This is a genomic window from Promicromonospora panici (genome assembly GCF_900608595.1).
GTDB lineage: Bacteria > Actinomycetota > Actinomycetes > Actinomycetales > Cellulomonadaceae > Promicromonospora > Promicromonospora panici.
Window position 1 is genome coordinate 111,841 of the sequence record NZ_UWYY01000014.1, and the last position, 12,528, is coordinate 124,368.

Annotated in this window: 10 protein-coding genes; 5 read left to right on the top strand and 5 right to left on the bottom strand. The window is 70.9% G+C overall.

Annotation, left to right across the window (positions count from 1 at the left end):
• Positions 1-49: 49 nt before the first annotated feature.
• Together EW117_RS17525 and EW117_RS17530 are read right to left on the bottom strand one after the other, a co-directional pair.
• Positions 50-697, bottom strand: coding sequence for a YesL family protein (locus EW117_RS17525; RefSeq protein WP_129787997.1), 648 nt, complete (start codon positions 695-697; stop codon positions 50-52).
• 43 nt (positions 698-740) lie between these two features.
• Positions 741-1,718 carry an ABC transporter permease gene (locus EW117_RS17530; RefSeq protein ID WP_129787998.1) on the bottom strand — a complete coding sequence of 326 codons (978 nt, stop codon included), beginning with the start codon at positions 1,716-1,718 and terminating at the stop codon, positions 741-743.
• A 278-nt stretch (positions 1,719-1,996) separates the two neighbouring features.
• Between EW117_RS17530 and EW117_RS17535 the strand changes: the two genes are divergently transcribed.
• From EW117_RS17535 to EW117_RS17545, 3 genes are all read left to right on the top strand, one after another.
• Complete coding sequence (locus EW117_RS17535) at positions 1,997-3,523, top strand: glycoside hydrolase family 43 protein (protein WP_129787999.1); 1,527 nt, start codon at positions 1,997-1,999, stop codon at positions 3,521-3,523.
• Positions 3,523-5,514, top strand: coding sequence for a DUF6807 family protein (locus tag EW117_RS17540; RefSeq protein ID WP_129788000.1), 1,992 nt, complete (start codon positions 3,523-3,525; stop codon positions 5,512-5,514). Before EW117_RS17535 ends, EW117_RS17540 begins: the two co-directional genes overlap by 1 nt.
• 176 nt (positions 5,515-5,690) lie before the next feature.
• Positions 5,691-9,032: a pectinesterase family protein gene (locus EW117_RS17545; protein ID WP_129788001.1), complete on the top strand. Its 3,342-nt coding sequence runs from the start codon at positions 5,691-5,693 to the stop codon at positions 9,030-9,032.
• A gap of 88 nt (positions 9,033-9,120) precedes the next feature.
• Here the strand turns inward: EW117_RS17545 and EW117_RS17550 are convergent, their stop codons facing one another.
• The 3 genes from EW117_RS17550 to EW117_RS17560 are packed head-to-tail and all read right to left on the bottom strand — an operon-like array spanning position 9,121 to position 11,099.
• Positions 9,121-9,633 carry a dihydrofolate reductase gene (locus tag EW117_RS17550; protein WP_129788002.1) on the bottom strand — a complete coding sequence of 171 codons (513 nt, stop codon included), beginning with the start codon at positions 9,631-9,633 and terminating at the stop codon, positions 9,121-9,123.
• Positions 9,633-10,436, bottom strand: coding sequence for a thymidylate synthase (locus EW117_RS17555; RefSeq protein ID WP_129788003.1), 804 nt, complete (start codon positions 10,434-10,436; stop codon positions 9,633-9,635). Before EW117_RS17555 ends, EW117_RS17550 begins: the two co-directional genes overlap by 1 nt.
• A 42-nt stretch (positions 10,437-10,478) precedes the next feature.
• A complete protein-coding gene (locus EW117_RS17560; protein ID WP_129788004.1) occupies positions 10,479-11,099 on the bottom strand; it encodes a DUF6480 family protein in 621 nt (206 codons plus the stop codon).
• Positions 11,100-11,246: 147 nt separating this feature from the next.
• Between EW117_RS17560 and EW117_RS17565 the strand changes: the two genes are divergently transcribed.
• On the top strand, positions 11,247-11,729 hold the full coding sequence (locus tag EW117_RS17565; protein WP_129788005.1) for an OsmC family protein: 483 nt from the start codon (positions 11,247-11,249) through the stop codon (positions 11,727-11,729).
• Between the two features lies 1 nt (position 11,730).
• On the top strand, positions 11,731-12,510 hold the full coding sequence (locus EW117_RS17570) for a hypothetical protein (RefSeq protein WP_129788006.1): 780 nt from the start codon (positions 11,731-11,733) through the stop codon (positions 12,508-12,510).
• The last annotated feature ends 18 nt before the right edge of the window (positions 12,511-12,528 follow it).

The window sequence follows — 12,528 nt, forward strand, 5'->3', positions numbered from 1 at the left end:
GATGTGAGGTCATCGCACCGCCCACGACGTCGTGGGTGGCGGGGTGGAGCTATCGAGCCGCCATGGCTCGTGGTCTCGTCCGCGCCTCCTCGTCCGTGTCTGTCGCCAGGCCGCGGAACACGGCGCGGGTGACGAGGCCGACGGCGAACGCGGGGATACCCACGCCGAACACGACGAGCAGGGGCAGCGCGAGCTGCCACGTCAGCCACCAGATCGCGCAGACCGCCGTCGCGCCGAGGATCGTCCAGTGCAGCGAGCCGAACCCGATCAGCAGCGCCCCGCCGAGCTGCCGGGGAATCGTGGCGAGGTCGGTCGCCGCCAGGACCGGGTACACGTAGGCCCAGACGACCGCGAGCACACCGAGCGCGCCGACATTGAGGACCTGGACGTACCAGCTCGCCGCGAGGAACACGTTGGTGACGATCACCGCCCCGGCCGCCAGCAGGATCCAGGAGACGACCATGGAGCGCCCGGCCCGCTCCCGGGCGTACCGCCAGAAGACGCGGGCGGGCGGCGGCGTCTCGCCGGCGCGCAGCCATCGGTCGATGTACTTCGCCAGCGCGTACGACGCCGGCCCGATGCCGACCACGACGAGGCCGCCCGCCGTCGTCGCGATCCAGAGCACGTTGAGGAACGCGAGGCGGTACACGCCGGTCAGGAACGTGTTGATCCGTACGAAGCCTTCGAACGAGAACACGGTGCACCACCCTTCACGGCGGGGGACGGCCTGGACGAGCGCATCAGTAGACGCCTTCTTCGCCGAAGCGCTTGGCCAGCCGGTTGGCCATGATCACGAGCAGGAGGCCGACCAGGCCCTTGAAGAGGCCGACGGCGGCCGCGTAGCTGAGCTGCCCGTTCTGGATGCCCGCCGTGTACACGTAGGTGTCGAAGATCTCGCCTACCTCACGGTTCAGCGAGTTCATCACCAGGAACATGTGCTCGAAGCCCAGCTCCAGGAAGTCGCCGATGGCCAGGATGAACATGACGATGATCGTCGGCCGGATCGCAGGCAGCGTGATGTGCCAGGACTGCCGCAGCCGGCCGGCGCCGTCGAGCTCCGCGGCCTCGTAGAGCTGGGTGTCCACCGCCGTCATCGCGGCGAGGTAGACGATGGTGCCCCAGCCCGCTCCCTTCCAGATCTCCTGGCCGATGTACAGCGGCCGCAGCCAGTCGGGATCGGTGAGGAACGGGACGGGATCGCCGCCGGCGTCGACGATGAGGTTGTTGATGCTGCCGCCGTCGGTGGAGAGCAGCACGTAGAAGATCGAGGCGACGATCACCCACGACAGGAAGTGGGGCAGGTAGATGACCGACTGCACGCCGCGCTTGAAGTACTTGCCCCGCAGCTCGTTGAGCAGCAGCGCCAGGATGATCGGCACCGGGAAGGCGAAGACCAGCAGCATGAACGAGATCGTCAGCGTGTTGCGCAGCAGCAGCAGGAACGTGTCCTCGGTGAACAGCCGCACGAAGTGGTCGAAGCCCACCCACGGGCTGCCGCCGATGCCGAGGAACGGCATGTAGTCCTGGAAGGCGATGACGAGCCCGCCCATGGGGGCGTACTTGAACACCAGGAAGTACGCGATGCCCGGCACCGCCATGAGGTAGAGGGTCCGGTGCCGCCAGAACGCCGGGCGCTGTGGACGGCGACGGCCCTGCGGCCGCTCGGTGCGCGTGCTCGCCTCGGGAACACCCGGCGCCGCTGTCGTCGCCGCGTTCATCGCCGAGACCTCACGGTCGTCGCCACTACCACCATTGGTGTGCCCCTCTGCTCGCCCTTGAGCCCTGCGCTGGTCGCTGTTTCAGCAACCGGTTTCTCGGACGCTACCCGAACTCCCGGCGGGGCCGCAAGGGTCTCTTTGGCAATGGACACGTCACCCTGTGTTCTCTACGTTTCAACAGGAAACCGGTTGCTAGAGTGGAGATCGCCATCGCGGGAGCAGCCCGGCACGGAACCGGTTTCCCCTGTGTTGCACAACGACGTCACGAAAGGTGGGCAATGGCGCTCTACTTGAACCCCGTCCTCGACGCGGACTGGCCGGACCCGGACGCGATCCGGGTCGGTGACGACTTCTGGCTGATCGCGTCGAGCTTCAACCGAGCGCCCGGGCTCCCGGTCCTGCACTCACGCGACCTGGTCACCTGGGAGCACGTGGCGAACGCGCTGCCGGCCGTTCCTCCCCTGGATCACTACGCGCTCCCCCGGCACGGCTCGGGCGTGTGGGCTCCGAGCCTGCGGCACCACGACGGGGCCTTCGTCATCGTGTACCCCGATCCCGACCATGGGATCTACGTGCTCACCGCGACCGATCCGCGCGGCCCGTGGTCCGAGCCCGTGTGCCTGATACCCGGCCGAGGGCTGATCGACCCGTGCCCGTTGTGGGACGACGACGGCCGGGCCTACCTCGTGCACGGCTGGGCCGGCAGCCGCGCCGGCATCAAGAACCGGCTGACCGTCGTCGAGGTCGACCCCGGGCTGCGACACGTCGTCGGCAGCCCGCGCACCGTCGTCGACGGCGACGAGCTGCCCGGCTTCCGCACTCTCGAGGGTCCCAAGCTGTACAAGCGGGACGGCTGGTACTGGATCTTCGCCCCCGCCGGCGGTGTGGCGACCGGGTGGCAGACCGTCTTCCGGTCCCGTTCCGTCTGGGGGCCGTACGAGCACCGGATCGTGCTCGAGCAGGACACGACGCCGATCAACGGGCCGCACCAGGGCGCCTGGGTCGACACCCCGCAGGGCGACCACTGGTTCCTGCACTTCCAGGATCGCGGCGCCTTCGGGCGCGTCGTGCACCTGCAGCCGATGCGTTGGGCAGACGGATGGCCACAGATCGGCGAGCCCTTGCCGGACGGGCGCGGCCGGCCCGTCCTGAAGCACCCGCTGCCGCTGCCGGAGCGCGGCGACGGGCAGGGGGAGCCCGCCCGCGGCGACGCCTTCGCGACTCCCGGGCCGGCAGCGCGCTGGCACTGGCAGGCGAACCCCCGTCCCGACTGGTTCGAGGCGCCGGGCGACGGCGCGATCCGCCTCCGGGCGCAGGTCTCGCCCCGCGCCGACCTGCGCGACCACGGCGCGGTGCTGTGCCAGCAGCTACCTGGGCAGCCGAGCACGTGGGCGACGCGCGCGACCCTCCAGGCGGACACCCCCGGAACACGGTGCGGGCTCGTGCTCCTCGGGCGTGAGTACACGTGGGTGGGCCTCGTCCGGACGCCGACCGGAGTCGACGTCGTCGCCAAGCGAAGCGTGTCCAGCGGCATCGAGGAGGAGCTCGCGCAGCTCCCCGCGCCCGACGCCACCCTGGACCTGCGGCTCGCCGTCGACGCCGACGGCACAGCGACCTTCTCCTGGCGCGCGACCGATACCGCGCCGTGGCAGGAGCTGCCCGCGGCGTGGGCCGCGGTGGAGGGACGCTGGATCGGCGCGGAGGTCGGGCTCTTCGCCACCGCCCCGCTCGGCACCCCGGTCGGCGAGCGCGGCGACGCCGTGTTCGGCCCCGTCCGGGTCACCGTCGCAGGAAAGGACGCCTGATGGCGCGGTACGCCAAGAGCGGCGCGACGATCGGGCAGGTGGCCGCTGCCGCCGGGGTGTCGCGGGCGACCGTCTCGCGCGTCATGAACGGCCTGTCGACCGTCGCCGAGGACACCGCCGAGCGAGTGCGCGCGGCGGCCGCGGAGCTGCAGTATCACCCCAGCACGATGGCGCGCGGCCTCTCCCTCGGCCGGACGAACTCCGTGGCGCTCGTGGTCCCCGACCTCGCGAACCCGGTGTTCCAGCAGGTCCTGCGGGGCGCGGTGGCCGCGGCCGAGCCCTTCGGCTTCCGGTTCCTGGTCACCGAGACCGTGGAGCACGCCGACGCCGAGGTCGAGATCGCTCTCGAGGCGCGGCTGCGGTGCGACGCGCTGGTCCTCGCCGCGCCCCGCAGCTCGGAGGCCGCACTGAGAGAGCTGCTACCGCAGGTCGAGCCGGTAGTCCTCATCAATCGCGTAGTACCAGGACTCGACGTCCCGTCGGTCGGCGTCGACTACGGCGCCGGTGTGCACAGCGTCGTCGACCACCTCGTCGCGCTGGGGCACCGCGAGCTCGCCTACGTCGCCGGACCGCGGGCCAGCGCGTCCCACGCGCTGCGCGTGCGCGCGCTGGAGGAGGCCCGCGAGCGCCACCCCGGCCTCCGGGTCACCGCGGTGCCGTGCGGCTCGAGCGTCGACGACGGGTACCGGGTAGCCGACGAGGTGCTCGCGTCGGGGGCGACAGGTGTCGTGGCGTACAACGACCTCGTCGCATTCGGGCTGCTCGCGCGCCTCGGCGAGACCGGCGTCGACGTCCCCGGCGACATCTCGATCGCGGGCTTCGACGACATCGAGCTCGCCCGCTACGCGACGCCGTCCCTGACGACGGCGGCCGTACCCCAGGCCGAGCTGGGCCGGCGCGCGTGGAGCCTCCTGCACCGGCTCGTCTCCTCCCGTGGCACACCACCGACCACGGGCGGGCCGACCTATGCGGGGTCCCGGCTCGTCATGCCGGGGCTCGTGGTGCGGTCCAGCACCGGGCCTGTCCCTCCGGCGCGGCGCCTCTCCACGACGTCCTCCGACCGGGCAGGCCGGGCACGGTCCGCCACACCGGAGGCGCCTGCGACGTGGGCCGCTTCGAGCGACGGCTGGGAGCTCACCACCGACGACCAGCCGCTGACCCGCTACGTGAACGGTGAGTCCATGCCCGGGGTGCACAGCCCGCGACCGCACCTGCACCCCCTGCACTCGCTCGGCGGCGTCGCGATGACCTTGACGACGCCGGCGGACCACCGGCACCACTACGGCGTCTCGATGGCGGTGCCCGACGTCGACGGCACCACCTACTGGGGCGGTCGGATGTTCGTCCGCGGCCAGGGCCCGACACTGCTCTCCAACCACGGGCGCCAGCGCACGATCTCGGCCGAGGTGGTTGACGACGGAGCGACGCTTTCGACTGACGTGCGGTGGACGGACGAGCGCGGTCGGGACCAGCTCGTGGAGGACCGCCGGCTCACCGGTCTTCTGCTGCCCGAGGTCGAGGGCTGGGCGCTCGGCTGGTCCGGCCGCCTGCGTGCGGGCGGCTCGGACGTGGTGGTGGGAAGCCCTGCGACGAACGGTCGACCGGGGGCCGGCTACGGCGGCCTCTTCTGGCGCCTCCCCTTCGCCGACGAGACCACCGTGCTCACCGCCGACGCCGACGGGGAGGCCCAGGCGCACGGCTCACGCTCGCCATGGATCGCGATCAGACGACGCAGCGGCGAGGCGTGGACGACGCTCGTGCTCGTGCAGCCGGCCGATGTGGACCCCTGGTTCGTGCGGGTCACCGACTACGTCGGGGCAGGCCCGGCACTCGCCTGGGACGAGACGCGGCGCATCGACGCCGGAGCGTCCCTTTCCGTCGAGCTGGTCGCCGTCGTTGTCGACCGGCGACTCGGCGCCGACGACGCCGCGGACCTGGCCGAGTTCGCCGTCGCCCGGATGCGGACCACCGGCTCGGCACCACCGAAATAACGCACATTCGCTGAACTATTGACGCGCTCGTCGCACCGGGATAAGTTTCAGCAACCGGTTTCTTGAGACGCCCGGTTCGCACGGCGCGACAGGGCATGGAGTCCCGACGACGGAGTCGGGAATGTGCTTGAGCTGCCCTGAGGGCCACGTGCCCGAGTCTCACGAGAGGCGCAACGATGCCCCTGTCGACACCACCTGCCCGTGGGATCGCCCCCGACCGACCAACGCCCAGACGCAGCACCATCGCCGCGCTCGCAGCGCCCGTCCTCGCCCTCGCGCTGGCCACGCCCGGTGCGCACGCCGCACCGCCCGCGAGCGGCGCCGACGAGCCCGCGCCGGCTACCACGGCCACCACGGCAACCCGTGGCGCCGATCCCCTGTCGACCCCGGTCGAGCGACAGGCCCTGCCGCCGGGCGACGGGTGGGCCTCGCTCGACGGCGGCACGACCGGTGGGGCCGACGCCGCCGACGTGATCGACGTCCGCACGCGCGACGAGCTCGTCGCCGCCGTGCAGGGCGACCACTCCAAGATCGTCCGCGTCGTCGGCGACATCGACGCGAACACGGCGGCTGACGGGTCGCCGTTGACGTGCGAGGACTACGCCCGCGACGGTTACACGCTCCAGGGTTACCTCGATGCGTTCGACCCGGCGCACTGGGACGGCCCGGCGAAGGGCCCGCTCGAGGACGCGCGCAAGGCGTCCCAGCGCGCGCAGGGCGAGCAGATCCGGGTCCGCGTCGGATCCAACACCACGCTCATCGGCGCCGGCGACGTCACGCTCTCCGGCTTCGTCGTCGAGGTGGGAGGCGTCGACAACGTCATCGTGCGCAACGTGCGCATCTCCGACGCGTATGACTGCTTCCCGGGGTGGAACGGCGGCACCTGGAAGACCGAGTGGGACAACCTCGTCGTCTCCGGAGCCACTCATGTCTGGCTCGACCACCTCACGCTCGACGACGGCAGGACCGTCGACACCGAGCAGCCCAGGCACTTCGGCGAGCCGTTCCTGCGTCACGACGGGCTTCTCGACGTCGTGCGCGGCGCCGACCTGGTGACGATCTCGTGGAGCGAGCTTCGCGGGCACGACAAGTCGATGCTGTTCGGCAACGGCGACGACCGCACGAGCGACCGCGGCAAGCTTCGCGTGACGATGCACCACAACGAGCTGGCAGACCTCGTGCAGCGGGCGCCGCGAGTGCGGTTCGGCCAGGTCCACGTGTACAACAACGTCTACCGGGTCACCGACGCCGCGCGGTACGGGTACTCGTGGGGCGTCGGCGTCGAGTCGAGCATCACGGCCCGCGAGAACACGTTCGAGCTCGCCGGCGCCGTGGACGCGAGCCGGATCATCCGTGGCTGGGGCGGCACCGGGATCGACGTCGACGGCACCTGGGTCGACGGCAAGGAGGTGGACGCGCTGGCCGCGTACAACGCCGCACACCCTGACGGTCCTCTCGCCGGTGAGGTCGCCGGTGCTGCTGGCTTGCACGGCGTGATCCAGCCGGCGGAGCTCGCCGTCCCGGCCGTCGCCCGCGGCGCCGGGTCCGGAAAGCTCGAGCGCTGGCAGGACCCGACGGACCCTGCGGTCGCCGGCGCGGCGCTGCTGCGCCGGATCGACGCCCCGCGCACTGCCTCCGCCGACGGCCCGGTGTGGTCGCCCGTCGCGACCGGCTTCGCGGGCACCGCCTCGGAGGACCGCCCCCGTGGCACGACAGGCGGCACTGGCGGCCGCATGGTGGTCGCCTCGGACGCCGGCGAGCTGGCGGCCTACGCGGCGATGCCGGAACCGCTGACGATCCTCGTCGACGGGTCGCTGCGGCTCGATCCCTTCGGTTCGATGATCAGGGTCGCCGGAGACAAGACCATCGCCGGCGTCGGCCCGGAGGCGGAGCTCGTGGGAGGCGGACTGTTCCTCGACCGGGTCCAGAACGTCATCGTCCGCAACCTCAGGTTCCGGGACTCGTACGTACCCGGAGACTGGGACGGCAAGGCCGCCGACAACGACAACGACGGCATCCGGATGGACACCTCGTCGCACGTCTGGATCGACCACAACGAGTTCACTCGCCTCGGCGACGGGCTGGTCGACGTCCGCAAGGACTCCACGGCCGTGACCCTGTCGTGGAACGTGTTCCGCGACCACAACAAGACGGTGGGCGTGGGCTGGACGCCCAACGTGGTGACCACGCTGACCATGCACCACAACTGGTTCTCGAACACGTACCAGCGCAACGCCAGCATCGACAACGTCGCCGCCGGGCACCTCTACAACAACTATCTCGAGGGCCAGGCCCAGTACGGCACGATGTCACGCGGGGCCTCGCAGCTCGTCGTCGAGCACAGCGTGTACGCACACGGTGAGGACGCGATCGTCGCCAAGGACCCGGAATCCCGGGTCGACTCGCGTGCCAACCGGTTCGTGTCGATCCGAGGGCGCAAGGACAACACGGGCCCCACGTTCGACCCGACGACGCACTACTCCTACACCGCCGACCGGACCGACGACGTGGTGGAGCTGGTCACGGCCGACGCCGGGCCGCTGGCCGCCGACGAGACGGTCGGTCGCCAGGTCACCGTGGCCCTCGACGGGACGGGTGACTACGGGTCGGTCGGCGCCGCCGTCGGCGCCGCACGGCGAGCCGACCATCCGGTCGAGATCGTCGTCGAACCGGGCGTCTACCGCGAGGTGGTGCGTGTCTGGCCCGGCGCCGAGGGGCTGACGATCCGCGGGGCGACAGGCAACCCGGAGGACGTCGTGCTCACCTACGACCTCGCGTCCGGGCAGCAGAAGTTCTACGGCGGGGTCTTCGGAGGCACGGGCGCGGCGACCCTCGCAATCCTGGCCGACGACGTGACGGTGCAGGAGATCACCGTGGAGAACGCTTACGACGAGGCGGCGAACGGAAACAGCCAGGCGCAGGCCCTGCGCACGGTCGGGGACCGGATCGTGCTCGACGGCGTGCGGCTGATCGGCAACCAGGACACCTTCCTGGCCGAGACCCCGTCGCTCGGCGTGGTCTCGCGGGTCTACGTCACCGACTCGTACATCGAGGGTGACGTCGACTTCATCTACGCTCGCGCCACCATGGTGATCGAGGACTCCCAGATCCACTCGCTCGACCGTGGATCGTCGGTCAACGGGTACGTCGCCGCTCCCGCGACCGCCCCGGACACCTACGGGTTCCTGTTCACGGACTGCCGGTTCACGTCCGACGCCGCGCCGGGGACCGTGTTCCTCGGGCGCCCGTGGCACCCGAGCAGCAACCCGGACGTGGAGCCGTCGGTCATCGTCCGCGACTCGTGGCTCGGCGAGCACGTCCGCACACCCGCGTGGTCGGACATGGGCGGCTGGCCGTGGCAGGAGGACTTCTTGCGCGAGTACGAGAACACGGGTCCGGGCGCCGCGCCGACGGGTGAGGAGGTCGAGGGCCGACCGCAGCTCACGGACGACGAGGCGCACCTGCACACGCGCCAGGCGTACCTGACGGGCGCCGACGGCTGGACGCCCTGGGCCTGACTCCGCGGCGTTACGCAGTGGCTGCGGGTATGAAACGGCGTGCACCCGGACCTTGGGTGCCCGCCGTTTCATACCCACAGCAAACGAGTCAGGAACGGCGGTAGGTGAGGTGGCGGTAGCGGAGGCCCGACGTCGACGTCGTCCACTCGGTCGACGAGGCGACCGTCCACTCCTGCCCGATCTCGGGGGCGAACACGTCGCCCTCGATCTCGGCGTTGATCTCGCTGACCTCCAGCACGTCGGCGACGGGGAGCGCCTCGCTGTACAGCTGGGAGCCGCCGATGATCCAGATCTCGTCCCCGCCGGGCGCGTCCGCCGCTACATCGAGCGCCTCCCCGATGGACCCGGCCGGCACGGCGTCGTCGCCCGCGTCGGGCACGCCGTGCGGGCCGCGTGACGAGACCACGATGTTGGTGCGGCCGGGCAGTGGGCGCTTCGGCAGCGACTCCCAGGTGAGCCGTCCCATCACAACCGGGTGGCCCGCCGTCGTCCGCTTGAAATGGGCGAAGTCCTCGGGCACGCGCCACGGGATGTCGCCGCCGGCGCCGATCACCGGCCGGCCGGCGGCGTCGCGTGCCTGCCCCCAGATGAGTCCGATCATCAGACTGCGATCGGCGCCTTGATGGTGGGGTGCGAGGCGTAGCCGAGCACCTCGACGTCCTCGAACTCGTAGTCGAAGATCGAGTCCCGCGGGGCGAGCCGCAGCGACGGGTACGGGTACGGGTCGCGCGCGAGCTGAGTCTCGACCTGCTCCACGTGGTTGTCGTAGATGTGCACGTCGCCGCCGGTCCAGACGAACTCGCCGACCTCGAGCCCCGTCTGCGCCGCGACCATGTGCGTGAGCAGCGCGTACGAGGCGATGTTGAACGGCACGCCGAGGAACAGGTCCGCCGACCGCTGGTAGAGCTGGCAGCTGAGCTTGCCGTCCGAGACGTAGAACTGGAACAGGGCGTGACAGGGCGGCAGCGCCATGTCGTCGACCTCGGCCGGGTTCCACGCGGTCACTATGTGCCGGCGCGAGTCCGGGTTGGTCCGGATCTGCTCGATCACCTTCGCTATCTGGTCCACGTGACCGCCGTCGGGCGTGGGCCAGGATCGCCACTGGACGCCGTAGACCGGGCCCAGCTCGCCCGACTCGTCGGCCCAGTCGTCCCAGATCTTCACGCCGCGCTCCTGCAGCCAGCGCACGTTGGAGTCGCCGCGCAGGAACCACAACAACTCGTACACGACCGACTTGAGGTGCACACGCTTGGTGGTGATCAGGGGGAAGCCCTTGGACAGGTCGTACCGGATCTGACGCCCGAACACGCTGCGCGTCCCCGTGCCGGTCCGGTCACCCTTGCGGGTTCCCTCCGCGAGCACGTCGCGCAGCAGGTCCTCGTACGGGGTGTCGATCTGGCTCATGCGGCAAGCCTATGCCGGACGGCGGGTTGCGCCGAGTGCGACTCACGGCTGGCCGCGACCGCGATCCTGATCGCTCTGGCTCGACCTCAGCTCCTTGAGCCGGACCCCGCGACGGCGGTAGAGCACGCCCATCGTCACGAGCGTCAGTGCCACGACGCCGCCGAGCACCGCGCCCCACGCCGAGCCGCCGCGGAAGGCGGGCCCGTCGACGTCGAGGATACGCTCACCGGCGTGCGAGGCCGCAGAGGTGCCGAGCACGATGCCAAGCGTCAGCAGGTTCGGCACCGCGAACAGCGCGGCCAGCGCCACGAACGCGCCGCGGAGCGGCCAGGACCGCCGCGGCAGCACGGCCTGTGCCAGGAACAGCACCGGCACGGCGGTGAACACGGCGCCGACCACCAGGCCCCACCAGGCGCCCGCGGAGAACGAGCCGTCCACGGCGTTGCCGATCACCTGGGCCCACCAGCGCGGCAGGAAGGCCGAGAGGAACAGGTACAGCAGCCATACGACGACGATCACGGCGACCACGCCGACCAGCCGCTGCACGAGGTCCCGCCAGTTCGGCCGCCACCGCGCGCCCGCCGACGTATTGCCCGAGGTCTCGCCTGGCGTATCGCCCGGCGGGCCGGTCCCGCCGGGCTTGTCGCTCGCGTTCTGCGCCATGCGCACGATCGTCGCAGCGCCGGGCGCACTCTGCGCGGCGAACGGGAACGTCAGGGGCTTCTTTCGCGTTGACGACTAGTCCCACCGATCGGGATGCGCGGTACCCGCTTCGCGACCGTGTCGGTGACCAGTGGAAGGATGGTCCTCATGACGGAGCAGATCACCACCTCGGACGCGACGAGCATGGAAGACGCCGTGACCCCCTCGCCCACCGACCCGCTCTGGGTAGAGCGCAACGGCATCCGCACGTACACGGGCTTCTCGGCCCGCGGCGCCCGCGTAGAAATCGGGCCGGTGAGCGCCGGTGCCGTGTTCACGCCGGGTGAGCTGCTGAAGATCGCGCTCGCGGCGTGCGCGGGGATGAGCAGCGACCGCGCGTTCGCGCGCCGCCTGGGTGACGACTACCGGACCACCATCCGGGTCGAGGACCCGAAGGACATGGCGGACGACCGCTACCCGGTGCTCACGGAGAAGTTCGAGATCGACCTCTCCACGCTCGACGACGAGGACCGGGCGAAGCTCCTCACGATCGCGCAGCGGTCGATCGACAAGACCTGCACCGTGGGCCGCACGCTCAAGGCCGGTGCGGAGATCCCGGACGCGCAGTTCGAGCAGCCGGCGGAGGGCTGAGATGGCCGACGACAAGAAACTGACCGCACCAGGGGCCAACGGCCGGGCTGCGCCGGGGGACGCGGTCCTCAAGCCGGACGACTCGCTCGAGGTCACACCGGCGGACTGGGTCAACTACAAGCCGGAAAGCCCGCTGGACCACCTGGTCAACCGGGCGGTGACCATCCCGTCGGCGAGTATCCACAAGCATGTGGACAAGGTCCGGGCGCGGAACCCTGACGCCGGCCCGGCGGAGATCGTCAGGCTGCTGGAGAAGGAGTACCTGCGGGTCATCCAGACCACGGGTGGCGCCGTCGGCGCGGCGGCGGCGATCCCGGCGGTCGGCACGGCCGCGAGCGTCGCGCTGTCCACGAGCGACGTGGCGACGTTCTTCGCCTCGTCGGCCGCGTTCTCCCTCGCCGTGGCGGACGTGCACGGCATCGACGTCCAGGACGTCCCCCGCCGTCGCGCGCTGCTGCTCGCCACGGTGCTGGGTGACCAGGGCGCGCAAGACGTCGAGAACGCCATCGGCGGGTCAGGCGTCGCGTGGGGCAAGGTGCTGCTCACGAGCATGCCGCGCACCACTTTGCACCGTGTGAACAAGGCGCTGACGCACCGGTTCATCCAGAAGCAGATCGCCAAGCAGGGCAGCCTGCTGCTCGGCCGCATCCTGCCGTTCGGCATCGGCGCGGCGGTGGGCTTCTTCGGCGCGCGCGCCCTCGGTCACACCGTGATCGGCCAGTCTCGCGTCGCGTTCGGCGCTCCGCCGGAGCATTTTCCCCGCGTCATCGAGCAGAAGTAAACAAATATCACAACCGCT

Excerpts from the sequence above, each read along its gene's own strand:
- EW117_RS17530 (WP_129787998.1), bottom strand. The coding sequence starts at position 1,718 with ATGAACGCGGCGACGACAGCGGCGCCGGGTGTTCCCGAGGCGAGCACG.
- EW117_RS17535 (WP_129787999.1), top strand. The coding sequence starts at position 1,997 with ATGGCGCTCTACTTGAACCCCGTCCTCGACGCGGACTGGCCGGACCCG.
- EW117_RS17540 (WP_129788000.1), top strand. The coding sequence starts at position 3,523 with ATGGCGCGGTACGCCAAGAGCGGCGCGACGATCGGGCAGGTGGCCGCT.
- EW117_RS17545 (WP_129788001.1), top strand. The coding sequence starts at position 5,691 with ATGCCCCTGTCGACACCACCTGCCCGTGGGATCGCCCCCGACCGACCA.
- EW117_RS17550 (WP_129788002.1), bottom strand. The coding sequence starts at position 9,633 with ATGATCGGACTCATCTGGGGGCAGGCACGCGACGCCGCCGGCCGGCCG.
- EW117_RS17555 (WP_129788003.1), bottom strand. The coding sequence starts at position 10,436 with ATGAGCCAGATCGACACCCCGTACGAGGACCTGCTGCGCGACGTGCTC.
- EW117_RS17560 (WP_129788004.1), bottom strand. The coding sequence starts at position 11,099 with ATGGCGCAGAACGCGAGCGACAAGCCCGGCGGGACCGGCCCGCCGGGC.
- EW117_RS17565 (WP_129788005.1), top strand. The coding sequence starts at position 11,247 with ATGACGGAGCAGATCACCACCTCGGACGCGACGAGCATGGAAGACGCC.
- EW117_RS17570 (WP_129788006.1), top strand. The coding sequence starts at position 11,731 with ATGGCCGACGACAAGAAACTGACCGCACCAGGGGCCAACGGCCGGGCT.